Here is a 24639-nt window from a genome sequence, read left to right as displayed (position 1 = left end):
CTGTGAACTTATACCTGGCAACAGATTTCATTCGCCTAAAAGAAGCAATTTTTGAATATTTATATTAAGCCTAATATCTCATTGCATGTTATTCTCGTAACCATTTTGATTGCCGGAACAATATTCCTGTCTTCCTGCTCCAAAAATGAACACACAATTTTTGAGATCAATATTCCACCTGCTATACCAGGCTCCAACCTTTTGTTAAATGCAGATTTTTCCACATGGGATAGTGCCTACACATTGCCTCAAAACTGGCAAATGAGACAGATTTATCAGAATACAGATGTGTTTACTCATTCTGCCAACGGACTGAGCATGAAAAGCAATTCAGAAGGAGAACATATCTTATTTCAAACGATAAATGTGCAGCCGAATACTTTTTATAAAGTGAGCACAACAATCAAATACGATATCAGCAATCATATTGCAGGTGGGGTATATGTATTTAATACTGCCACCCGTATGCTCCTGGGAAAATATGAAAAAGCAGACAGTAAAGGCGAAGCATTATTTGAATTTCTTTTCAACAGCGGGATTGCCAATAATGTAAGCATAGAAATTGGCTTCCCGGATGGTATGTCGGGTTCTTTTGATTGTGGCCCGGTTCAGGTGGTACAACAAAATTATGAACCGCATATAACCAAAACCGGTTTTTCGGATTACCTGAATCAAAAGGCGGCGCTGTCTTTCAGCGCTGATCAACTGGATAGTAGTATTTCTTTATTATGCGACTATATAAACGGCGTTTTGCAATCTGTGATCAGAGGATACGATTTATTTGCAGGTGAATTACCCGAATTGCAAACACTGTTGATCAACCGCAATGAATATATTTACCTGCCGTATTATCTAAGTGTGCCCGACAGCGCTTCTGTTGCCTACTGTCAGCGATCGTCGCTAAGCCTGCAGGAAATACTGACCAATGAATTCAATATTCCCACAAGAGCCATACACCTGCAGGATGACACACAAACAGGGTTTCACCAGTTCCTTGAATACTGGAACCCCTTTCAGGAAAAGTGGATAGTAATAGATCCTTATTTCTCCTTCAGGTACCGGAACGAAGATGGCACCTTTCTTTCCGGCGGAGATCTGCAAAATGAAACGGCTCCCTGGGATAAAATAGCTCCATTCGGACAGTATGCGTTCAGCACATTAATAGAAGAGCTACAGGAAATGTGGCACAACAAAGCCTACTTTGTAACCGGGGCATCTTACACGCTTTCCTATCCATTTCAATAAAGCCGGGTAAGTAAATCATAACTGACCTCTGGTTATATAAATGCAATACAATACATTTGTTCACCTGCAATATTGCTGACGACTGTTTAAAGTATAGTATAGCTTCAATGAAACAAGTGATTCAAAATTTTAAAACGGGTGAGCTGTATGTAGATGAAGTACCTGCTCCGGCATTAACCAAAGGCATGGTTCTAATAGAAAATAAATTTTCCTTAATCAGCGCCGGAACGGAAAGGAGCACCGTAAAAGTGGCTAAGGCTAACCTGCTTGGAAAGGCCAGGCAACGTCCGGACCTGGTAGCGCAGGTTATACAAAATGTAAGGAAAGAAGGCCTGAAGGCAACACTTGAAAAAGTACGCACCAAATTAGACACGCTAAAAGCATTGGGTTATAGCACTTGCGGCAGGGTAATAGCCTCAATGGATACCAACCATTTTTTTAAGCCCGGCGATAGGGTAGCATGTGCGGGACAGGACTATGCATCGCATGCTGAAGTGATCTGTGTTCCTCAAAACCTGGTAGTTAAAATTCCAGACACCGTTCCATATGAAGAAGCAAGCTTTACTACCCTGGGAGCAATAGCCATGCAGGGCCTGCGGCAGGCCGATCCCAAACTCGGAGAAACGGTTTGTGTAATTGGGTTAGGTCTTCTTGGACAGATCACATGCCAGTTGTTGAAAGCCAATGGATGTAAGGTACTTGGCATTGATATTTCAGAATCTCTTGTTCAGCTAGCACGCAATCTGGGGGCAGATGATGCTGTTCAGCGCAGCGATGCCAACCTTATGGCTATGGCAAACCAGTTTACCAATGGCTACGGGTTTGACAGCGTAATTATCACCGCGGCCACTTCCTCAAACGACCCCATAGAATTATCGGCCGAAATTACGCGTAAAAAAGGAAAGGTGGTAGCCGTTGGCGCCATTAAGCTGGATGTGCCCAGGGATCCCCATTTCTATCGCAAAGAGCTGGATTTAAGGCTTTCCTGTTCGTATGGTCCAGGCCGTTATGATACGGAATATGAAGAAAAAGGCATTGATTATCCTTACGCCTATGTAAGGTGGACAGAGCAACGGAACATGGAAGCGTTTCTTCAACTGGTGGCGCAGGGTGGCATTAACATTAAACCACTCATCACCCATACATTTGATATAACAGAAGCGGAAACGGCTTATGATATTGTAACAGGAAAAAGACAGGAACCGCATATTGGTATTTTGCTGCATTATCCCGACAATGACAGCAAGTTCATACACACAAAAATCATTCAGCATAACGGGGCAGCGCAGCAGCAAATTGAGGCGGGATTTATAGGTGCAGGAAGCTTCGCACAAAGTTACCTCATTCCCAATGTAAAAAACTTTGGAGGAGGATTAAAAGTAGTAGTAACCTCAAAGGGTATTACAGCACAAAATGTAGCTCAGAAATTTTCTTTTGACAGTGCGTCGTCAAACAGTAAGGATGTAATTGACAATAAGGAAATAAATACAGTTTTTATTGCCACACCACACAATTCACATGCTCCTTATGTAATAGAAGCGCTAAAAGCAGGCAAAAATGTATTTGTTGAAAAACCGCTTGCAATGCACGAGGAGGAACTGGAAAACGTAAAAGCCTGCTATATGCAACAGGGCGGGAGACTAATGGTGGGATTCAACCGCAGGTTTTCTCCGGTAGCAAGTGCATTGAAACAAAATTTTAAGGGTATTAATGAACCGCTGGTAATGAATTACAGAGTGAACGCCGGTTTCATTCCTAAGGATCACTGGACCCAGGATGAGCAAACCGGTGGAGGTAGGATCATTGGCGAAGTATGTCACTTTATTGACCTGATGCAGTATTTTACGGAAGCGCTGCCTCAAACCGTATTTGCCCAATGCATCCATTCGGCTAATAGTGTTAATAAGAATGACGACAATATCGTGATCAATATCCAGTTTACAGACGGGTCAGTGGGAAGCATTGTATATGTGGCTACCGGCGATAAGGCATTACCAAAAGAACGGCTTGAAGTGTATGGGGGAGGGAAAATTGGCATTATCAACGATTTCAGGGGCGGCGAATGGTACAGCAATAATAAAATGGTCAAATTAAAAATGGAGGGAAAAGGTCATACGCAGGAAGTTCATGCATTTCTTAACGCAATAAAGGAAGGACACCCCTCACCTATTTCTTTTGAATCCATGTATGCTACCACCAAAGCAACTTTAAAAATATTAGACAGTTTACATACCGGTTTGCCCCAGCAAATATAAATTTGACTTTTTGTTGACCACCGATAAAATATACAGGTATTGCCTGCTGGGTGTGGCAATTGTTCTGCCGTCACCTTTATATGGAGGCGTATTATTTTTTTTAGCTATAGCAGCAGTTTGCTGGATCATACAAAAAAATTACCGGCAGTTGCCCGGATCTCTATATAAAAAGCAGGTGTTGTTACCCACTTTACTCTACCTGTACATAGTTGCGGGGTTCTTTTTCTCTGAGAACTTCAGAGTAGCGCTAAGCACATTATCCACCATGCTGCCCTTTATTTTATTCCCTGTTTTTATAGGCACATCTCCTCTTATCAACAGGGAATTACTCCGGAAGATCAGTATATCTTTCCTCATTTCCATAACGGTAACCTTATTGTTCGCCGTGATTTACAATATTATCAATATAGCGGTAACAGGTATTACCAGTGTAATGCTGTTTGACGGGTATTATCATAAGCTGCACTCATTCGGGCTAACCAATGTTTACTATAACTGGCATCCCACATATGGGACAGCTTTTGCCAACCTGGGGATCGCTATATTATTCCATCTTTACTTTACATCCAAAAACAGCCACACGCGCAAACAGAAAATACTGATGCTGTGTACCGCGTTATTTTTAAGTATCAGTATTTTTTTACTTGATTCGCTTGTTGGGATTGGCGTTTACTTTATGCTATTGTTATTATTGCTGATTAAGCAGCAAAAGCATCAGAGATATTTTAATACCGCTTTCAAAAAAATTTTAGCTATATGCGTATTGATCGCCGGTATAGCTATTTTATACATCAACCCTTATAAAAACGCTAAAATAGATTCGCTGAAAAATAAAGCGATTGTTATTACAGATGTTCAGTCGGAAAGAAATTTATTTACTATACGCCTGGCAAAATGGAGCGTGTATTATAACATCTTTACATCTAAACCCGTTTGGGGAACTACTCTCGGCGATATCGCAGACGTAAGAAAAGAAAAATATATTGAAAAAGGATTTGATGATCTCGCACTTCACAATTACAATGCGCACAACCAATACATGGAAATACTTGCAGCACTCGGTGTAGTGGGCTTATCTGTTTTTCTTACACTTATTTTTTCTCCTCTTATCAGGAATGGGGTTTATACCTTATACTTTCCGTTTCTTATTGTATGCCTCATTACATTCTGTACAGAATCTCTATTGCACAGACAGCAGGGCATATTGTTTTTTATGTTTTTCTATTCCGTTTACACACATTTTAACCTGCGTAAAAGGTCTTCTTAGCAGCGTACCAAATGCTGTTGTGGTTATTAAGAAGAAGTATACGACTTTCCGGATAGTTTATACTTAATAAGAAGTTGTATGAATTTAAAATTACCGACAAGATACCTCTTGAACATTCTGCGTGGTTCCTGGTAAACCCGGAATAACCATTCCAATCCCGAGCGCTGCATCCATAAAGGCGCTCTTTTAACGTAACCTGCTACGACATCGAAGCTGCCGCCTACCCCCATTATAAAATTCACATTTTTCAGCACATCCCTGTTTTCATATAAAAAATTTTCTTTTATGGGAGATGTAATGGCTACAAACAGCATATGAGCTTTGCTGTTATTTATCTGACGTGCTATCTCTTTTTCGTCTTCCTTTTTAAAGTATCCGTTTCTGTAACCTGCAATGATTTCAGGAGAATATTGAAGGCTGTATCTGGAAACCAATTCCTTCAGTACATCCTGTTTCGCTCCCAGGAAAAATATTTTATATTGATTCTTAAAAGCAAATTTCACTAAGCTACTCATAAGATCTATACCCGCAACACGTTCTTTTAAAGGAGTACCCAGTAACTTGGAAGCCCACACTACAGCCTGCCCATCGGCATTAATAATATCGGCATTGATAACACTTTCCCTTAGCTGCTCATTCGAATGCATGGAAACAATTTTTCCGGCATTTACCACGGTATGATGAAGATGCTCATGTCTTTCTATAGCATTCTTAATTAAATCCAGGGTCTCTTCCATTGTAAGGTTATCAATGGGAGTTCCCATCAGGTAAATTCTTTCCTTCATACCGGGTATTTGCTTGTAAAATTATTAAAAAACATACGTGAAACTGACAATATTGAAAGTATACGACTTACGTCATTATTAAAAGCTGTATTTTTAAGTATACGTTTTATAATAGCTCAATGCGTAAAACATCCACGCCTGCGCCCAGCGCATATAAGGAATTCTGGAGCTGAAATACCGCTTTTTCTGATAAAAGAAATAGCCGCTTTCATCCTGCATATGTGTAATTGTCCAAAGCAGCACTTTTTCAGCAAGTATACGGTGTTGTTCCAACTGCTTTAATTTGGCAAGCGTAACTATTAATTGTGCAGGAGCATGTATATCTACGGGATACAAACTGTTATGGTAATATTTAGAGATACCTTCTTCAGTAAAAAAAGTATCCAGGTAATACTTTAGCCCTTTATCAACATTCGGAGTAAATGAATTATCTCCTGTATACTGTTGATAAGCATGGATACACTCAAGATTAAAACCAGTATGAAAATTATCTATCCAGGCATGATAAGGCAAAGTGCCATAGCTCCATGCGCCATTTTCCTGCTGGTGATCGCAGCTAAACTGCACTGATTTGAGTGCAACTTCCTTCAGTGTTTCTTCCTGTGTATAATAATACGACCTGCTTAATAATTTTGTCCCTAACAGGGAGGCATTAAAAACGGTTGTGTCATCAAGGGGAGAATAAGAAAAAGAAAAATTCCCTTTGCCATCATATGTCCTGTTGAGGTCTTTCAAAACAAAGTTGGCGGCCGACAGAGCGGTATCGCGGTATTTCGTTTCACCTGTAATTTCAAAAGCATTGAATAAAGCATCTGCAACAAAAGAGGTAGCTACCACAGTTGGAGTATTCGCCGGCTGAAAAAAAGCTCTTGCCTGCCAGTCGAAATAATATCCCCAGCAGCTACCTGAGTAGCCTTTGCATTGCAATTCAATAATTTTATTTGCCAGGAAATGAATCTTATCGCTCAGCTCAGTATTTGCTTCAGCTTTGTGCAAGTTACAGTAACCTGTAAGAAAAAGCCCCAACCCCTTAGCATTATATTGTTTGGGAATGAAAACAAGCGGACGCAGATTGACCGGGTTGCGTTTAAATAGCTGTATCCACGCCAGACGGCAAAAACGGCTTTTACTGATAAAGGGGAGGTGCTGAAACAGCTTGCTTGTTAAACCATCGTAAGGATCCCAACCTTTATACCCTTCCGCTTCGCAATATCCTTGCAGTTTCTTAAAACTGTCTTCAAAAATCCTGTTCATAGTTCAGGGAGCTGATCCCAAATGCTTTAATCAAAAATAAATTCAATGCAGAACATCCGGAGATTTATACAACTTAATGACAAAGAAAACCTTCTTATACTCCTAACTTCATCCATGCGCAAAATCCATCTCATAATCCCCCTGAATCCTTTCTATAGGCGGATTAAAATATCCGAATTTTAAATGAGGAAACTCCTCACGGATGAGTGACATCAGTTGTTTTATGCCTATGCATTCACCCGTTTCATAAGCGCCGATTTTACCCATATACCAGTCGGGATCTATATTAAAATTACGCCACTGGATCATACACAGGTCCGTATCTTTTATCAGCTTCCTTAATGCCTCATATTCTTCCACGCTATCGGTCATGCCGGGAAACACAAAGTAGTTGATGGATGTCCATCCGCCATAACTGCGCACTACCTTCAGGCTCTCTACAATGTCTTCAAAAATATAATTATTTGGCCGGTAGTAGGGTTCATAAATGTGCTTACGGGCCGAATTGGTGCTTACTCTTATACTGTTCAGCCCTGCCTCACACAGTGCTTTTACAGCCGCGGGCTTAGAACCATTGGTATTGATATTGATGCTTCCGTTGGGCGTATGCCTGCGTATTTCAGCAATGGCTTTGCTTATGGTTTCCCACATCAGCAGGGGTTCGCCTTCGCAGCCCTGTCCAAAGCTCACCAGGGGAAATGGCGCTGTTTGCAAATGCGGCACGGTAAACTCTACAATTTCTTCCGGCGTGGGTTTAAAAGTAAGGCGATCCTGCGTAGAAGGTATGCTTTCTTCCTGCGGCTGAAAGGAGATACAGCCAATACAATTGGCGTTACATGCCGGTGATGAAGGAACAGGACATTCCCATCTTCCAATAAAATAATTCCTGGCGGCCGGACAATGATAAGTAAGACAGCAATTTTCTGCCAGGTGCTTTACCAAACGGTTATGCGGATAAGCCTGTAATAAGGTATCAACTCCCTGGTGAATAAGCGTATCATCATAACCGCTGCATTCCTGCCGGATGTCCTGCTCAATACGTACTGCGGGAACATAAAACTGGTCGTTAAGCCATGCGGCTGCCGTGTAACAGAATAAAGGCAGCACCGGCGCTTCGGGTTGCGTTTCGTACGCGGCTATATACAGACCGGTATGGGCAGGCGGAATAAAAGCAGCAACGGCCCATCCTTTCTCACACAGCCGCATTTCACCTGTTTCCACATCAATGCCGATGCCCCTCCGCCCGGGCAGTTCATACAATGACCCTCCATCGGGTAAGGGTATCCAGTCTTCCACCGGCACCGCCACTGCATCCCAGCCGGTTCTGCCAACAGCGTATAAGGAGGTATCTTCAAAAATGGCTCCACTGCCATTGGAATATAAAATATATGGTGATTGCTGTAACACTGCCATTCGCTTTATTGATCGTTTTTTGAATGGTTGAGACTGAAAAGACTATCCACAAATTCATGTTTATCAAACACCAGCAGGTCTTCCATTTTTTCTCCCACACCAATGAACTTTACCGGTATCTGAAAATGATTAGCAATAGACAATACCACGCCACCTTTGGCTGTGCCATCCAATTTAGTAATAGTAAGCGCGGTTACTTCGGTAGCCGCTGTAAAATGTTTTGCCTGTTCCAGCGCGTTTTGCCCTGTTGACCCGTCTAATACCAGCATCACTTCATGAGGCGCATCGGGAATTACTTTTTGTATTACCCGTTTTATTTTGCTCAGCTCTTCCATCAGGTGCACTTTATTATGCAAGCGCCCGGCGGTGTCAATTAATATCACATCAACGCCTCTTGAAACGCCGCTGGTTACCGTATCAAACGCCACAGATGCAGGATCACTTCCCATTTCTTTTTTTACAATGGGCACGCCTACCCTGTTGCTCCATATGGTTAGCTGGTCAACAGCGGCTGCCCTGAAGGTATCGGCGGCGCCCAGCAAAACAGATTTCCCGGCCGTTTTAAAATTATGCGCCAGCTTACCAATAGTGGTGGTTTTACCCACGCCGTTAACGCCTACCACCAGCATTACGTAAGGTTTAGCCGGCAGCTCCGTATTAAAGCCATAGGCATTTTTTTCGGGTGCAGTAACCAGGATCGCTTCAATTTCCTGTTGTAAAATGGTATTCAGTTCCGCCGTATTAAGGTATTTATCCTTAGCTACGCGGGCTTCTATGCGTTCAATTATTTTTACCGTGGTATCTAATCCCACATCAGCCGTTATCAATGCTTCTTCCAACTCATCTAATACTTCTTCATCTACCGTATTCTTTCCCGCAATTGCCTTTGTTATTTTAGAGAAAAAATTTTCCTTCGTTTTTTGCAGGCCTTCATCAAGACTCTCCTTTTCTTTTTTCCCGAATAATTTTCCAAAAAAACCCATAATATCAATTTAATGCTGAAAAAAGTAACAATATTCAAATCATAAGAACCAAACAAAGATCAAATAACAAAATCCGAAGATATAAGCTCTAAATCCGAAGGAATACAACAATAAACTAAAAGCTAAAAACCATAAACTCCCGGTCCGAAATCCGAACAGAAAACACCAAAAAACAAATCACAAGCTCCAACCAAATCTCAAATCTTAAATCTCAAATTTCCTGATGTGCTGTCTGCACTTCGTGCCAACACCGCTGACCGCTGATAGCTGACACCTAATAATATAAATCCAAACGCATCAAAAAATCATCCTGCTGCATGTGCTTACCGTAGCTAAACAGGGCTGTTTCATATACCACAAAACCCGCTTTCTGATAAAACTGGATGGCTTTGTGGTTATGTTGCCATACCTGGAGCCATATAATATCAAACTTTTCACGCATAGCTACCTGCCTGCATTTTTCCATCATTTCCCTGCCCACTTTAAATCCCTGGTATTCCTTTAAAACATATATCCGCTCTATTTCGATAGCCCTTTTATCAGGTAATCCCTTAGCTATCCTGTCGTACCGCATCCTGGTAAAGGCCACCGGTTCGTTATTAACAAAGCCAATATAAAAACAAGCTTTGGGATTATTCCATTCCTCTTCTATCTTTTCGGCAGAAAGCCTTTTTTCTATATACTCCTGCACGGCGGTGTTGCTGCTTATTTCTGAATAGGTTTCCATAAAGGTTCTTTTTCCCAGCTCTACAATAACAGCGCAATCTTCCCTTACTGCTTTCCGTATATGAATAATAGTATCCATGCAATTACTTAAAATAACAAAAGCCATCGCGACAGATATCGTGACAGCTTTATACGCTCTTAAAACTATTCAATTATTTCTGAGCCAGGAATTCTTTAATCTTATCCTTATGCACAATAGCTTCTTTAAAAGTATATGCACCGGATTTAGGGCTACGTACCGCACGTACCACTTTAGTCCAGTTCTTTGCGTCGGCGACAGATTTTTGATCTTTTGATTTTATAGCGGTTTTAGCTGCTTTTGCCATGATTCTGTTTTGAACTTTTTAAATTAACCTGCACATGCGTGAACTTTTATAAGCACCTCACCGCGTATGCATAATAGTGATTACTTAATCTCTTTATGAACGGTAACCTTTTTTAAAATGGGGTTAAACTTCTTCAACTCCAGGCGTTCAGGAGTATTCTTTTTATTTTTGGTGGTGATGTAACGGCTGGTTCCTGCCTGACCACTGTTTTTGTGTTCAGTACACTCCAGAATTACCTGTACCCTGTTACCTTTCTTAGCCATTGCTTATAAATTTTAAATTGTTATCAGATTTTTTCTCCCTGCGCCCTCAGTTCCTTTACTACAGTATACAATCCTTTTTTGTTGATGGTTCTCAATCCTTCAGTAGAGGTTTTCAGGGTTATCCACCTGTCTTCTTCCGCCAGGAAAAAACGTTTTGTTTGCAGGTTAGGTAAAAACCTGCGTTTTGTTTTAATGTTAGAATGCGACACACGATTTCCTGTGATGGGAACTTTACCGGTAACCTGACATACTCTGGCCATAATCCTATTTTTTTGGGACGGCAAAGTTCCGTAAAATATCATTACTATCAAAAAAGATTTTACCTGTTTAAGCGTTCTTTTATCGAAATTAATCGTTTATAGTTCTGTTTGGTGTGATAATTGCCCCACAGAAGCGGTTCTAAATCAATATCCATGAAACCATTTGTAACAGTTTTAGCGCTGGTATTGTATGCTGCGGTTAGCAAAGGGCAATGCCCCACCGCTTCGGCTATTATACAAAAAGATACCCTCATCATTTGCGCAGATACTACCTATACGCTTACGTTACCTGGCGGACCGGGCAATTCCTATACCTGGTCAACCGGGGAAACCACCAACAGCATTAACATAGATCAATCGGGGAAATACTGGGTTACTCTTGAAAATGCCGTTTGCCCACCTGTTACAGATACCTTTACCCTGCTCTTTAACTCGCTGATACTGGAGCCGGCCGTTAAAGATACCCTTTTGTGCCTTAACCAGCCAGCTACCTCACTTGTTGCATGGGGAAAAAATCTAATGTGGTACGATTCTCCTACAGCTATTGCCGGCAGCCCCGTACCGCCTGTTCCTTCTACTGCCGATACAGGAATGACCTGGTACTATGTTTCACAAACTATACTGGGATGCGAAAGTCCGAGGGCCAAACTAACGGTTGAGGTAATTGAGAAACCAGCTTTTGATCTTGGCGAAAACATAGTGATCCCCTGCGGAATTAAAGGGGTGGTATTGCAAACTGTGGAACAAAAGTACACCAGCTACGCGTGGCAAAATGGCAGCACAGCCCCTGAATTTCTTGCTACAGAAGCCGGTAGCTACACTTTAAAAGCCAGTAATATTTGCGGCTCTTTTGCAGATACCGTACAAACGGTGCTTTGCAATACGCATTGCGTAAATTTCCCCAATGCCTTTACCCCTAATAACGACGGACTTAATGACACTTTTAAGCCAGGCGCTTTTTGCCCGGTTACCACTTACAGCTTTATGGTTTACGATCGCTTTGGCAAAAAAGTATTTGAGTCCAAAAATCCTTCCCAGGGATGGGACGGGAAGATAAACGGCAAAAAAGCCGACATGGGCACCTACGTATACTACTGCATTTACGATGACTTTATGCTGAAACGGGAATTATTGCTGAAAGGAACGGTAACGTTGCTGAGGTAGCGAATGGCGAGTGAGTTGCAGGGTGCAGGGGCAGGGGCAGGTTACAGGTTACAGGGTGCAGGGTGCAGGTTACAAGGTGCAGGTTACAAGGTACAGGGATGGGTAAAACCATGTAATTTTTATTCATGACGGCTTGTTCCTATCCCTTAAATAAATGGCGGCCAGGTTTTTTCACCCACTTTAACGCTTTCAGCCCGCTTAACTTACTTCACTAAGACTTACATTTGTGTTTTAAACGCATACGCAGCAATGATTGAAGAAAAAGGGCTCAACTTTATTGAGGATATTATTGAAGAAGACCTGAAAAATGGTAAATACAATCAAATTATTACCCGCTTTCCACCGGAGCCCAACGGCTATCTCCATATCGGGCACGCTTCCAGCATATGCCTGAATTTTGGATTAACAAAAAAGTATGGCGGATATACCAATCTGCGCTTTGATGATACCAACCCGGTTACAGAAGAAACCGAATTTGTAGATAGCATTAAAGAAGATGTACGGTGGCTGGGCTTTGAATGGAAGAACGAGTTATATGCTTCCGATTACTTTGATACGCTTTACCATTTTGCCATTGACCTCATCAAAAAAGGACTGGCTTATGTGGATGACAGCAGCTCCGAAGAAATTGCCGCTTTAAAAGGAACACCCACAGAGGCGGGGAAAAACAGTGCTTACCGCAACCGTACCGTTGATGAAAACATAGATATGTTTGAGCGCATGAAAAATGGCGAATTCAAAGACGGGAGTAAAACACTCAGGGCTAAAATTGATATGGCGCATAGTAATATGCTCATGCGTGACCCGGTATTATACCGCATTAAGCATGCCCGTCACCACCGTACAGGTAATAAATGGTGCATTTACCCGATGTACGATTTCGCCCACGGGCAAAGCGACAGTATTGAAGAAGTTACCCATTCTATTTGTACACTTGAATTTGTGCCGCACCGGGAACTGTATGACTGGCTGATCGAAAAATTAGAGATCTATCCTTCAAAGCAATATGAATTTGCCCGCCGCAATCTTACCTACACCATAACAAGCAAGCGGAAATTGCTGCAATTGGTAAATGAAAATCACGTAAACGGATGGGATGATCCGCGCATGACTACCATTAGCGGCATGCGCCGCAGGGGCTTTACACCGGAAAGCATCCGCGATTTTTGTACCCGGATAGGCGTGGCAAAAAGAGAGAACCTGGTAGATATGAGCCTGCTGGAGCATTGCGTAAGGGAACATCTGAATAAAATAGCCATACGCCGCATGGCCGTGCTTGACCCGGTAAAATTAGTGATCACCAATTACCCGGAGGGCCAAACAGAAGAAGTGCTCAGCGAAAATAACCCTGAAGCGGATAACAACGGGGGAACAAGACCCGTTATTTTTTCGGGAGAGCTGTGGATAGAAAGGGAAGACTTTATGGAAGTACCGGCAAAAAAATGGTTCAGGCTGGCGCCCGGCGCTATGGTTCGGCTAAAAAGCGCCTACATTATAAAATGCGATGAATGCATAAAAGACAGTGACGGCAATATTACAGCTATACATTGCAGCTATATTCCCGAAAGCAAAAGCGGTAACGATGTGTCGGGCATACGTGCCAAAGGAACCATTCATTGGGTAAGCGCAGCGCATGCGGCAAAAGCTGAGGTAAGACTGTACGACCGGCTGTTTACCATAGAAAATCCCGCTGCGGAAGATGGTGATTTTACCTCTTATATCAATTCCGGTTCCCTGCAGGTTATAAAAGCAGCATACATTGAAGCTTCCCTTAAAAACGCGGCGAAAGGAGAAAAAATTCAGTTTATACGCAAGGGATATTTCACGGTTGATAAAGATTCTGCGCCCGGGCATCTGGTGTTCAACAGAACGGTTACATTAAAAGATACCTGGGCCAAAGAAAGTAAAAAATAATTGCCGGCGCTCCATTTTAAAGATACAGGACGTCTACCAGCTTCAGGTGGCTGCTGAAGGTATAGATCCGCGGCGCCCCTGTTGGAATATTAACACTGATAATATTTTCAGGGCTTATCTTTTCAAGATACATCATCAGCGCCCTCAAGCTATTGCCATGCGCCACTACCAGTATATTTTTATCAGCTATTAATAAAGGTTCCATTTCCTGCTGGTAAAAAGGGATAACCCTGGTAGCGGTTTCCTTTAAGCTCTCACCGCCCGGCGGCTGTAAATCGTAGCTCCTGCGCCATAGCTCTACCTGTTTTGCGCCATACTTTTCTGTTACTTCGGCTTTATTCAATCCCTGCAGTGTTCCATAATCCCTTTCATTTAGCGCACTGTTCCTGGTAACAGGTAACTCCATTTGTTCAATTTCACCTAAAATAATCGTAAGCGTTTCTTCAGCTCTTTCCAGTAAAGAGGTAAAAGCATGGTCAAAGACGATATTTTTAAGCTTTTTCCCGGCCACATGCGCTTCTTCCCGGCCCAGTGCCGTAAGCGGCACATCTTTATTACCCGTAAACCTGTTTTCCAGGTTCCATTGCGATTGTCCGTGTCGTACAATTACCAGTAAAGGCATGAGTTAATGAATTGAAATGAAAGAATGCTTTTATTCAGCTTGCTAAGGCAGCAGGAGCAGAAAGATACAAAAACTATTAAAAATGAAAGTGATTAGCTGTCAGGTGGTATATAAGGTATGAGGCATGAGGTATAGGGTATAAGGATATAGGGTATAGGGTATAGGGTTATAGGGTGTAAGCTACTAAGGATACGCTGAAGACTCCTTTTTTTAACTCACACTTTGCTCTTAGCTGGATTCCCTTTCGAATTTCGGGTTTACAACTTCGGATTTGAATTTTCTTTGGTTCCTGTGATTTGGTATTCCTGATGCTTACTGCATTCCCTGCCATTTTTTAGTTAGGTATATAATTATTATATCACAGAAAAAGCTTAATATTATCTTTGTCTATTGATTCAGACGCCGAAAAACAATCCCAATGCAGGAAGATGTACTTATCCAGATCAGCAATAAAATTAAAGAAACCCGGAAAACACAAAAGAAAACGGTGCAGGAGCTCGCTACCAAAGCCCAGGTAAGCAAGGGGCTTATATCGCAAATAGAAAATAACCGTACTGTGCCTTCATTGCCGGTTTTAATGAATATTGTGCTGGCACTGAATATTGACCTGAAAGACTTTTTCGAGGATATCAGTCACAACAAAGAGGGGCAGCAAAAAATCATTATCAAAACGGCCGCCAGTTACCAGTCGTTTGAAAAAGAGCCTGCCAAAGGTTTTAAATACAAAAGAATATTAACCCGTAATATGAACGCGGGGCCTGTTGATACCATTTTGCTTGAGCTTAAAAAAGGAGCACGGCGCACCCAAATGATCAAAACGGACGCGTACGAATACAAATACATTATTAAAGGCAGGGTAGAGTACCAGATTGAAGAAGAAAAATATGTGCTGGAAGAAGGAGATTCCCTCTTCTTTGATGGCAGGCTCTCGCACAAGCCCGCCAATATTGGCAATACCGACGCATTGATGCTGGTTATCTATTTCTTTCTCACCAACAGTAAAGACTAATTGTTAAGCACTCCCGGGCTCATTTCTTTCCTGTAATTTTTTATACAGATTAATATTCAATAAAATGTTTAATTTTGCTATATCTTTATTTAGTATTTATAAACATTTTTCATGTCTATCATCACTACTTCTTTTACGGTTAACGGTACCACCTATAACCCTGCGGCCAAACCCATTGTTGTAATTTGTATTGACGGATCCGCAGATGAATATCTTGATATTACCGCTGCACATGGCCGCCTGCCGCACCTTCAGCAAATGAGCAAAACAGGTTTTCGCGGAATGGTTCGCGGCGCCCTGCCTTCTTTTACCAATGTAAATAATTCTTCTATTGTAACAGGTGTTTCGCCTGCTGTGCATGGTATAAGCGGTAACTTTTTTTATAATGTTGCCAGAGACGAGGAGGTAATGATGAATTCTTCAGAATACCTGCGTGCGGAAACCATTCTTGCGGCAGCAGCCAATGCGGGGCGTAAAGTGGCCGTGGTAACGGCAAAAGAAAAGCTTCGTGACATTCTCTCCTATAAATTAAATGGCATTGCCTTTTCGGCCGAAAAAGCCAACCTTGCAAAAAAAGAAACCCATGGCTTGGATGAGGCGGAAAAAATAGTGGGTTATCCAACGCCGGCTATTTATAGCGGAGACGCGAGCCTGTTTGTATTACGTGCAGGTGTTGCGCTGATACAACAAGGACTGGCAGACTTCCTTTACCTGTCGCTTACCGATTACATGCAGCACACCTACGCCCCGGAAGCCGAAGCATCGCTGGCATTTTACGAACAGATAGACAGGGAGATAGGCAAACTGCTGGCAACCGGCGCTATTGTGGGCGCAACCGCCGATCATGGCATGAACGCCAAGGTAAAAGCCAACGGACAACCCAATGTATTATTTGTAGAAGATATGCTGGAAGCGGAGTTTGGTGAAGGGTTCCGCGTTATTTGCCCTATTACCGATCCCTATGTTAAGCATCATGGCGCCCTGGGTTCCTATGTGGTAGTGCACATTAATGATAAGGAAAAAATAAACGCAGTAAAAAGCTGGTTATCTTTACAGCAAGGCATAACAGAAGTGCACGATAAAGCCACTGCCACCCGTTTGCTGGAACAACCGGAAGACCGCACGGGAGACCTGGTAGTGCTGTCTGCCAGGGATGTGGTGCTGGGCCGCCGGCCGCAATATCACGACCTTTCCGCGCTCGACGGAACACTGCGCTCACACGGAGGACGATACGAAGAAATGGTTCCGCTGATCATTTCCCACCCACTGAATGCTGCCTACCACATGAAAGCATGGGGCGACCCCAGGAATTTTAATGTATTTGATTTTACCATCAATGGCACACGATAATTAACGATTAAACCACATATATGACAATGACCTGTTATGTTGCAGGAACTCCTGTACAAAGCGATTCCATTCTTGAAGTGAAAAGCCCTTATGATAACCGTGTAGTGGGCACCGTTACATTAGCGAACGCCTCTCATGTTGAGCAGGCGATACAAGCTGGGCTAAAGGGAGGAAAAGCGCTTACGCGGTACGACCGCTTCAGTATCCTCGATAAGGCAAGACAATTGCTGGTGGCGCGCAAAGATCAATTTGCCCAAACCATCAGCGCTGAATCGGGTCTGGCTATCCGGGAAGCGAATTATGAAACCGGCCGGGCACATGATGTGCTGTTGTTTGCGGCTATGGAAAGCTTAAAGGATGATGGCCAGATATTCTCCTGCGACATTTCTCCGCAGGGAAAGGCAAGAAAAATATTTACCCTTCGCGAGCCCCTGGCACTGGCAGCATGCATTACTCCATTCAATCATCCGCTTAACCAGGTGGTGCATAAGCTGGCGCCTGCTTTAGCCGTTGGCACACCGGTAATCTTAAAGCCTTCCGAAAAAACACCACTCACGGCCATACTGCTTACAGAATTACTGTATGAAGCCGGATTACCACACTATATGCTCAGCACCCTGCTGGGTCCAACCAATGAAATAGCCGAACCCCTTGTAAAAGATCCGCGGATTGATATTGTTTCCTTTACCGGAAGCGTGGCCGTGGGTAAACGCATTGCCGCTTCTGTGGGATATAAAAAAGTAATACTGGAATTAGGCGGAAATGATCCGCTGATCATTATGGAAGATGCGGATATGGATACAGCCGTTCACCTGGCTGCCGAAGGATCATTTCGTAACAGCGGACAGCGCTGTACCGCGGTTAAACGCATACTCATACATGAAAAAATAAAGGACGTGTTCCTTGAAAAATTCCTGCAGAAAGCCAAAACATACAACTGCGGCGATCCTGCCGACCCGGAAACACGGGTAGGAACGGTAATTGACGAACCCGCCGCTATTTACCTGGAAACTGTGGTGAACAAAGCCGTAGAGCAGGGTGCAAAAGTATTGCTTGGCGGAAAACGCAGGGGCGCGTTATTAGAGCCTACTGTTATTGATAATGTGCCGCGCGATGCGGAAATGATCGTGCATGAATCTTTTGGCCCCCTGGCGCCCATCTTAACTTTTAAGGATATAGATGACGCTATTGCATTGTCTAATGCTACGGCTTACGGACTGTCGTCCGGCATTGTAACCCATAACATGGATTATGCGCTCCGTTTTATAAAAGAATTAAAAGTAGGCACGGTAAATATTAATGAGGTGCCGGGTTACCGTATAGAAAGCTCTCCTTTCGGAGGCATCAAAGATTCGGGACTGGGCATAAAAGAAGGCGTAATTGAGGCCATGAAATGTTTTACCTACGTAAAAACGTTTTCATTGCCCTGGTAATGATATCAGCGAAAAAATAACACAGCATCTTTTATACAAAGCCTATGTGCACAATCCGGCACATAGGCTTTGCATTTGCAGCTACTTTTTTCCACGCTGCATATATACACAATATCTAATGATTGTTTGCTTTTGGAATCAATAGAAACTTTATAGTGTTATGACTATGGGTTTTTGCCTAGAAATTTACAGATTCCTATGCCACAATTTGAAATGCACCCGGAATCATTTACCTTTCCGGATTTTAAATACTCAAAATTACATTTTATGCAACAGGCAAAAAAAGGAGATGTGGTACGTGTGCATTATACAGGCCGTTTAACGGATGGTAACCAGTTTGATTCTTCTGCCGGTCGTGAACCATTGGAATTTACTTTAGGCGCCGGGCAAATGATCAAAGGATTTGATACCGGTGTGGAAGGAATGGCCGTGGGAGAAAAGAAAATAATTTCCGTTGCACCCGAAGACGGGTATGGATTAAGAAATGAAGAAGCCATTATTGAATTCCCGGTGGAGCATATTCCTGCCGATATGAAATTAGAACCCGGCATGCAGCTTACCCTTCAGAACCAGGAGGGGCAACCCGTTCCTGTAGTGGTTACCGAAGTAAAGGAAAAGGTGGTTATTTTAGATGCCAACCATTTTCTGGCAGGCAAGGATATCGTATTTGATGTGGAGCTGGTGGAAATTGTATAAGAAGCAGCCTAACACGGGAAGTGAAACGAATGTTTTGTCAGGAGTGAAACAAGAAACGTGAGAGGCGATAAGGGGTGGTGAATAGTGAATAGTGAATAGTGAAACTCCCTATTCACCATTACCTGTTCACTTCCATCCTCTTACTTTTCACGATAACATACCAATATCATTTGCCCTCACTTAACACTATTTTACTTCCCGCTTTTTTTATTGCCATTCAAAATTTTCGGCACGTGGTATTTTATCGAATACCACCGCAAATAATGGTGGCGGCGTAGCCAGTCGTCTTCTTTCTGTATTCATCCAGGCGCCATCAACTGTAATTACAGCAGCCAGCGTGTCGCCATTTATATAAATATGGTGCTGCATGGTCCAGCGGGAGCCGTCTTTCCTGGCTTTCAGCATTACCAGGCTTATCTCTACCCGGTCGCCAAATTTTATTTCTCTTTTAAATACGCATTCCTCCCTGAAAAGTATAGGCCCCATGCTGTGTTCCTGCATTACCGCCGGCGACAGACCATGTTCAGTTAAAAAACACATGCGTACATATGCTCCCAGGTCGTAATACTTAGAATGAAGCATGTGAAAATTGGGATCAAGATCCGCCCATCTTACTTCAGGATTTTTTTTATACGCTTCCATGTCTTATATAAGATTAAAATGCGTGTATAACCAGAATGGCAGTACCCAATACCTGCTAAACAATAATATGCAACTACATGAAATGACAACGGGTGCTATGTCAAACGTCAAACGTGAGAAGTGAGTGGTAGTGAATGGTGAGATTCACTATTGCCCCCGTCCGACTGGTGTCATCCGGGCGGCATTGCCTGTTCACCTTATCTTCTCACTTTTCACGATACAGACATAATTTGCCTGACTTTACATTATGCATTATAGAGTAACCTGTAATACTCATCTGCCATTCTCCCGGAATCAAACCTGAAACGGGTGTCTGTCATGCCATTTTTCATAACCTGCCGCCACAGATCCGGGTGGTCATAATACAGGGGAAGGATTTCCTGCTCTAATATTGCATATATCTTTTCAAGATCGTATGCATCCTGCTCCTGCACCGTCATATGCGCATAATCTGCCTTTGGCACTACAAAACCATTGTGCCCGTGATGAACAAATTCAGGGATCCAGCCATCATCCGTTGAAAAATTCACGGCGCCGTTCATAGCGGCCGTCATTCCACTGGTGCCCGATGCTTCACGGGGTACGCGCGGGTTATTCAACCACAGATCTGCAGCCTGCTTCAGCCGTTTGCTCAGGGTGAGCTCATAGCCTATGCATACCGCCACGTTTTTATATGCCTTACTGAGGTTAACAAGGTAATTAAAATCGCTGATAGCAGGATAATCAACCGGGTAAGGCTTCCCGGCCCAAATGATCTGCACAGGATATTTGATACTGCTCAGCAGCGCCTCAAAGCGATGCTTGTCGCGGGTAATTAATTCTGCCCTTTTATACCCTGCAAAACGCCTCGCCCATACAATGGTAAACACATTCGGATCAAACAGCTTACCACTTTGATCGGCTACCGTATCAAAAGCTCTTTTTTTCAAAAACCATTTACGGTCAATAAAATTATCTTCATTATTTTCTTCAGCCGCATAGTACAGTTGCTTATCGGCCCAGTACCGCCAGTTTTGTGAATTGGTGATATGAATGATAGGACAAATGCCGGGGTACTTGCTCCACATGGCTCTGCTTACATGGCCGTGCAACTCACTAACCCCGTTAGATAAACGTGCAAACCGCAACGCGGCCAGGGAATGATTGAACTGATCGTCTGTTATGCCGGTAAGTCTGCGCACCTCATCGAGCGGTACGCCACAGAAATAGCTCATTTTTTCACAAAGATGAATTTCATGCTTTTCATTTCCCGCTTCTTCCGGTGTATGCGTGGTAAATACCAGCCGCTTTTTTACATCTTCCTTATTACCGAATTTTTTATAGAGGTAGAATGCAGCAGAAAGTCCGTGCGCTTCATTTAAATGATATACTTCGGGATTGAATCCCAACACATCCATGAGTTTGGCCCCGCCCACTCCGAGGAGTATAAATTGTGCTACTTTGGTTGCCACATTGGCATCGTACAGGCGGTGGGTGATGGTTTGTGAAATATAATCGTTCTCCGGCAGGTCGGTGCTCAGTAAAAACAGCGGCGCGCTCTTAAAGGTTTCCGGGTTCAGGTAATAGGCTTTTATCCAAACCGGGTGATCATGAATATTGATCTGAAACTTTATATTATGATCTTCTAAAAAATTGTAGATTTTTTCATTCCACTGCACCTGCAGGGTTTGATCCTGGTTGCGCGACTGATCATAATAGCCGTATTTCCACAAAATACCTATGCCTACCATATTCTGTTTGAGCTCATAGGCACTCCGCATATGGGAACCCGCTAAAAAACCCAAACCGCCACTGTAGATCTTCAGCGGCTGATGAATGGCAAATTCCATTGAAAAATAAGCAACGCGTTTGGTGTACCTTTCATCTATAGCAGCATAGGGTACTTTGAAATTGGTAAATGAAGTCATAATGTGAACCTTTCCTTAAAATTCGCCGCAATATAAAGGGATTTTTTTAAAAGCGGGTGATTTATCATAATGCAGCCCTACCAACAATAGATTTCAACAGACATTCTTGCAGGCAACCCGCTGTATCCAGGAATATAAAATAATGAAATATTTAACAAGGTATAACTGCTTGTGGCATTATTTTCTCTTCATAATTCATGGCCGTTAAGCACCAAAACCAAATCACAGGAATCAAAAAAAATCTAAAAGTGAAGCGTGAGAAGTGAAAGAATGAATACCCGTCCTGTCGTTAGCAGTTACTCACCTGATAGCTAATAGCCACAAATCTTTTGTTCCTTAATACTATAATTATAAGATAGAACTCTACACGGTATCATTTCTTACTTAAACCAAATTTACCGATGCGTTCTATGGCAAAAAAAATAGCATGGCTTATACCATTGGTAACATACAGTCATTTTATATACGCACAGTTTTATACCCACCGCTATGAGGCCGGTATCGGTGCAGGTACTTTTGTTTACCAGGGCGATCTTACCCCATCTGACGCCGGATCGTATCAAACGATAGCGCCAAACATCGGCTTTTTTGCAGCCAGGATACTGAACAGGTCATTTTCGGTGCGGGCTAATTTTACTTTCGGGAAACTAAAAGGGGATGACGCCCGGTATGAAAAACCGGAATATCGCAGGCAGAGAAATTTTAATTTCTCTACACCCGTAACCGAGCTTTCGGGCGCACTGGTATGGAACATCCTGGCAAAAAACGCAAGGGAGCAACCTACGGGATTTTCACCTTATGTATTTGCAGGAGCAGGCGTATCCTTATTGCATATCAGCCGTAGCTGGAGTAATTATAATGCGGAATATTTTAACAGCGAATCCGTTTCGGCAGGTTTGGCAGCGGATATTGCGCACCGTACACCAGGCGCAGCCATTATATTACCCGCAGGTGTGGGATTAAAATATGCGCTTACCCCAACCATTTCGCTTGCAGCGGAAACCGGCTACCGGTTTATGTTTACCGATTATTTAGATGGATTTAGCCAGGGGGCCAACCCCAACAAAAAAGACAGCTACCACAGCCATTCCATAGGGCTTGTTTTTTCGCTGGGATATAAGGACAGGTACGATTGTCCTCCAGTAAGTAAACGATAAGCGCCCCTGAGCGCTTTGAAAATGATATGGGTATTACTGGCAGGGCGCCGGGGTTTGTGGTTTATAGTTTATAGTTGAATTTCGCTTCGAATTTTGAACTTTCTTATTCGGATTTGAGATTTATCTGGTTCTTACTATTTGGCTCCTGATGCTTTGCATTTACATAGGATTTGAACTTTACCTGGCTCCTGACGCTTTTATAGCCTTAGTCTTTTCTGTTACTTTTTGTGGAAAAAGTAACCAAAAGCCACCCGAAATCGATATACAGCCCGATTTCGGGAAGGAGCTCTGATCGGGCTTTCGCACTACTGTGACTTCAGCTTCATTTCGCTGCTGCTTTCTCATTTTTCAGTAGTTCGCGCTATAGCGGTTTGATTTGAAATTTGCAGTAGTATCCAGCTTTCGGATTCCGGACTTCGGATTTCGGATTTGAGATTTATTTGGTTCTTGCTATTTGGCTCCTGATGCTTTGTATTTACATCAGGCTTCAGAATTAATTTCATGATGGCTTCTTCTCCTTATCCGCTATTTTCATGTCGGGAAAAAGCGCTGCCACCAGCATAACCACCGAGCCTATCAGCACTAAATATATTCCATACCTTCTTTCCGGACAGGTACCCATTTCGCAGCGGGCATAGATCAAAAAATTACGCACAGCCCAGGCCAAGCCCATGGCGCAAAAAAACCAGTTTATTCTTTTCGCCCATACTAAAGGAAGCAGGAACAGAACAAATGCCGGTACGCAAAAAATGATGTGCAGCTTACCGGGCTTACCCAGGTTGGTACCCTGCCCATCCATACCCGTAAGTATGGCCGGTAAAGATGCAATTTCAATCCAGGGCAAATAACAGGCAATAACCACCCCTATGGTGGCAGCCAGTCCTATCCATTGAGAATATTTCATTTTTACAGCAGGTTAAATACAACTACGATCAGGCTGCAAGTATACTATTTTTAGCGCAGGCCGGAGCGGTTTAATCTTTCATCAAATGTTTATTGAACCCTAATGCAACCAATCTTTCATAAGCATCCCATATTTCAGCAGGTATGTCCTGGTAAATTTGAAACCCTCTTGCAGGATAATATTTAATGCGCTGCAGGTCGCCGATCATAATATTGATCACCCGCTCCAACGGTATTTCATCTGTTGCGTATTCATCAAAAGCCAGTTGCGGGGAGGTTACCAATACCTTTTTATCGGACCAATGCTTTTTAAAAGTAGCATACGAACGTCTTTCCATATAAGGCTTCTGCACTACGATAAAACTATTGGGATCTATTCCTTTTTCTTTTAACAACCGGGCGGTAAATAAAATATTCTCCCCCGTATTGGTTGACCTGTTTTCAATAAATACCGCATCGGCCGGCACGCCCTTTTGTAGGGCTATGGCGGCAAACTGATCGGCTTCCGTTTCCGTCCACATATCCTGTGTAAAATTGCCTAACCCTCCCGACATGATAACCAGTGGCGCCCATCCCTGCAAATACAGTGCTGCCGCCCGGTCTGCCACCCGCAGGTCGTGGCTGCCCAGCGCCAGTATACAATCAGACTTAGTAAGCGTATGATTCATGTGATGGTAATCCCATAGCCGGCGGGCGAGTAGCAAAGCTTCTTCTGTAATCATACAGGTTATATTGTAAACGAATAATAGAATAGTATTCCGGCTGCCAAAGATATTGGCGATGAACGTTAAATAAAAACCGGGATAGCATTATAATACCTAAAATTTGTTCTTTAATGCAGTTCCTGTCCTGCCCCATCCCGCCCCACTCCTGTTTCAAATACCAACCTGCCGGTATAATGCAGCAGCTATCCACTGCACAAATACGCTTAAAAATAATTTGATTTCATATAAATTCAAAAGCCTGTGTTTTTTTATTATATTGCCTGAATGTTTGCGTTAATCTTTTGAAAAAAAATTCCATAACTCACTAAACCAAATATTAATGAACGAGAACATTAACAAA

Annotated in this window: 23 protein-coding genes; 10 read left to right on the top strand and 13 right to left on the bottom strand. The window is 42.8% G+C overall.

The window, feature by feature from the left end:
• Positions 1-51: 51 nt before the first annotated feature.
• The 3 genes from PLE34_RS02435 (at position 52) to PLE34_RS02425 (ending at position 4767) form a co-directional block, all read left to right on the top strand.
• Positions 52-1245 carry a hypothetical protein gene (locus PLE34_RS02435; RefSeq protein ID WP_324553856.1) on the top strand — a complete coding sequence of 398 codons (1194 nt, stop codon included), beginning with the start codon at positions 52-54 and terminating at the stop codon, positions 1243-1245.
• A 107-nt stretch (positions 1246-1352) separates the two neighbouring features.
• Positions 1353-3500, top strand: a complete 2148-nt coding sequence (locus PLE34_RS02430) for a bi-domain-containing oxidoreductase (protein WP_324553854.1) — start codon at positions 1353-1355, stop codon at positions 3498-3500.
• A gap of 10 nt (positions 3501-3510) precedes the next feature.
• Positions 3511-4767: an O-antigen ligase family protein gene (locus PLE34_RS02425; protein WP_324553852.1), complete on the top strand. Its 1257-nt coding sequence runs from the start codon at positions 3511-3513 to the stop codon at positions 4765-4767.
• A 26-nt stretch (positions 4768-4793) separates the two neighbouring features.
• Here the strand turns inward: PLE34_RS02425 and PLE34_RS02420 are convergent, their stop codons facing one another.
• From PLE34_RS02420 to rpmB, 8 genes are all read right to left on the bottom strand, one after another.
• Positions 4794-5552, bottom strand: a complete 759-nt coding sequence (locus tag PLE34_RS02420; protein ID WP_324553850.1) for a WecB/TagA/CpsF family glycosyltransferase — start codon at positions 5550-5552, stop codon at positions 4794-4796.
• Positions 5553-5645: 93 nt separating this feature from the next.
• Positions 5646-6806, bottom strand: coding sequence for a prenyltransferase/squalene oxidase repeat-containing protein (locus PLE34_RS02415; protein ID WP_324553848.1), 1161 nt, complete (start codon positions 6804-6806; stop codon positions 5646-5648).
• A gap of 108 nt (positions 6807-6914) precedes the next feature.
• Entirely contained in the window at positions 6915-8219 is a 1305-nt protein-coding gene (locus tag PLE34_RS02410) for a radical SAM family protein (RefSeq protein WP_324553846.1), read from the bottom strand.
• 5 nt (positions 8220-8224) lie between these two features.
• Positions 8225-9202, bottom strand: coding sequence for a signal recognition particle-docking protein FtsY (gene ftsY, locus PLE34_RS02405; RefSeq protein ID WP_324553844.1), 978 nt, complete (start codon positions 9200-9202; stop codon positions 8225-8227).
• A 274-nt stretch (positions 9203-9476) separates the two neighbouring features.
• Positions 9477-10007, bottom strand: a complete 531-nt coding sequence (locus PLE34_RS02400) for a GNAT family N-acetyltransferase (RefSeq protein ID WP_324553842.1) — start codon at positions 10005-10007, stop codon at positions 9477-9479.
• 73 nt (positions 10008-10080) lie between these two features.
• On the bottom strand, positions 10081-10254 hold the full coding sequence (locus PLE34_RS02395) for a DUF4295 family protein (RefSeq protein ID WP_324553841.1): 174 nt from the start codon (positions 10252-10254) through the stop codon (positions 10081-10083).
• A gap of 80 nt (positions 10255-10334) precedes the next feature.
• Positions 10335-10517, bottom strand: a complete 183-nt coding sequence (rpmG, locus tag PLE34_RS02390) for a 50S ribosomal protein L33 (protein WP_324553839.1) — start codon at positions 10515-10517, stop codon at positions 10335-10337.
• A 23-nt stretch (positions 10518-10540) separates the two neighbouring features.
• Positions 10541-10777 carry a 50S ribosomal protein L28 gene (gene rpmB, locus PLE34_RS02385; RefSeq protein WP_324553837.1) on the bottom strand — a complete coding sequence of 79 codons (237 nt, stop codon included), beginning with the start codon at positions 10775-10777 and terminating at the stop codon, positions 10541-10543.
• A 153-nt stretch (positions 10778-10930) separates the two neighbouring features.
• Here rpmB and PLE34_RS02380 point away from each other — a divergent pair, with 153 nt between their 5' ends.
• Entirely contained in the window at positions 10931-11941 is a 1011-nt protein-coding gene (locus PLE34_RS02380; protein ID WP_324553834.1) for a T9SS type B sorting domain-containing protein, read from the top strand.
• 249 nt (positions 11942-12190) lie between these two features.
• Complete coding sequence (locus PLE34_RS02375) at positions 12191-13855, top strand: glutamine--tRNA ligase/YqeY domain fusion protein (protein WP_324553833.1); 1665 nt, start codon at positions 12191-12193, stop codon at positions 13853-13855.
• Between the two features lie 16 nt (positions 13856-13871).
• Here PLE34_RS02375 and PLE34_RS02370 read toward each other — a convergent pair whose 3' ends face one another.
• Entirely contained in the window at positions 13872-14477 is a 606-nt protein-coding gene (locus tag PLE34_RS02370) for a 2,3-bisphosphoglycerate-dependent phosphoglycerate mutase (protein ID WP_324553831.1), read from the bottom strand.
• Between the two features lie 418 nt (positions 14478-14895).
• Between PLE34_RS02370 and PLE34_RS02365 the strand changes: the two genes are divergently transcribed.
• From PLE34_RS02365 to PLE34_RS02350, 4 genes are all read left to right on the top strand, one after another.
• Positions 14896-15486, top strand: a complete 591-nt coding sequence (locus PLE34_RS02365; protein WP_324553829.1) for a helix-turn-helix domain-containing protein — start codon at positions 14896-14898, stop codon at positions 15484-15486.
• 111 nt (positions 15487-15597) lie between these two features.
• On the top strand, positions 15598-16836 hold the full coding sequence (phnA, locus tag PLE34_RS02360; protein WP_324553827.1) for a phosphonoacetate hydrolase: 1239 nt from the start codon (positions 15598-15600) through the stop codon (positions 16834-16836).
• 20 nt (positions 16837-16856) lie between these two features.
• A complete protein-coding gene (gene phnY / locus PLE34_RS02355; protein WP_324553825.1) occupies positions 16857-18269 on the top strand; it encodes a phosphonoacetaldehyde dehydrogenase in 1413 nt (470 codons plus the stop codon).
• A gap of 267 nt (positions 18270-18536) precedes the next feature.
• Complete coding sequence (locus PLE34_RS02350) at positions 18537-18965, top strand: FKBP-type peptidyl-prolyl cis-trans isomerase (RefSeq protein WP_324553823.1); 429 nt, start codon at positions 18537-18539, stop codon at positions 18963-18965.
• 207 nt (positions 18966-19172) lie between these two features.
• On the opposite strand, the gene PLE34_RS02345 is transcribed toward PLE34_RS02350, so the two are convergent.
• Positions 19173-19607, bottom strand: a complete 435-nt coding sequence (locus tag PLE34_RS02345; RefSeq protein WP_324553821.1) for an acyl-CoA thioesterase — start codon at positions 19605-19607, stop codon at positions 19173-19175.
• A gap of 245 nt (positions 19608-19852) precedes the next feature.
• On the bottom strand, positions 19853-21514 hold the full coding sequence (gene glgP, locus PLE34_RS02340; RefSeq protein WP_324553819.1) for an alpha-glucan family phosphorylase: 1662 nt from the start codon (positions 21512-21514) through the stop codon (positions 19853-19855).
• A gap of 410 nt (positions 21515-21924) precedes the next feature.
• On the opposite strand from glgP, the gene PLE34_RS02335 reads away from it, so the two are divergent.
• Positions 21925-22671 carry a DUF6089 family protein gene (locus PLE34_RS02335; RefSeq protein ID WP_324553818.1) on the top strand — a complete coding sequence of 249 codons (747 nt, stop codon included), beginning with the start codon at positions 21925-21927 and terminating at the stop codon, positions 22669-22671.
• Between the two features lie 499 nt (positions 22672-23170).
• Here the strand turns inward: PLE34_RS02335 and PLE34_RS02330 are convergent, their stop codons facing one another.
• Positions 23171-23575: a hypothetical protein gene (locus PLE34_RS02330; RefSeq protein ID WP_324553816.1), complete on the bottom strand. Its 405-nt coding sequence runs from the start codon at positions 23573-23575 to the stop codon at positions 23171-23173.
• Between the two features lie 70 nt (positions 23576-23645).
• The gene (locus tag PLE34_RS02325) at positions 23646-24296 is read right to left on the bottom strand and encodes a YdcF family protein (protein WP_324553814.1); all 651 of its coding nucleotides are present in this window, start codon (positions 24294-24296) and stop codon (positions 23646-23648) included.
• Between the last annotated feature and the right edge of the window lie 343 nt (positions 24297-24639).

Source organism: Agriterribacter sp. (assembly GCF_035445465.1).
Taxonomy (GTDB): Bacteria; Bacteroidota; Bacteroidia; order Chitinophagales; family Chitinophagaceae; genus Agriterribacter.
This window is presented reverse-complemented; position numbering and strand designations above follow the sequence as displayed.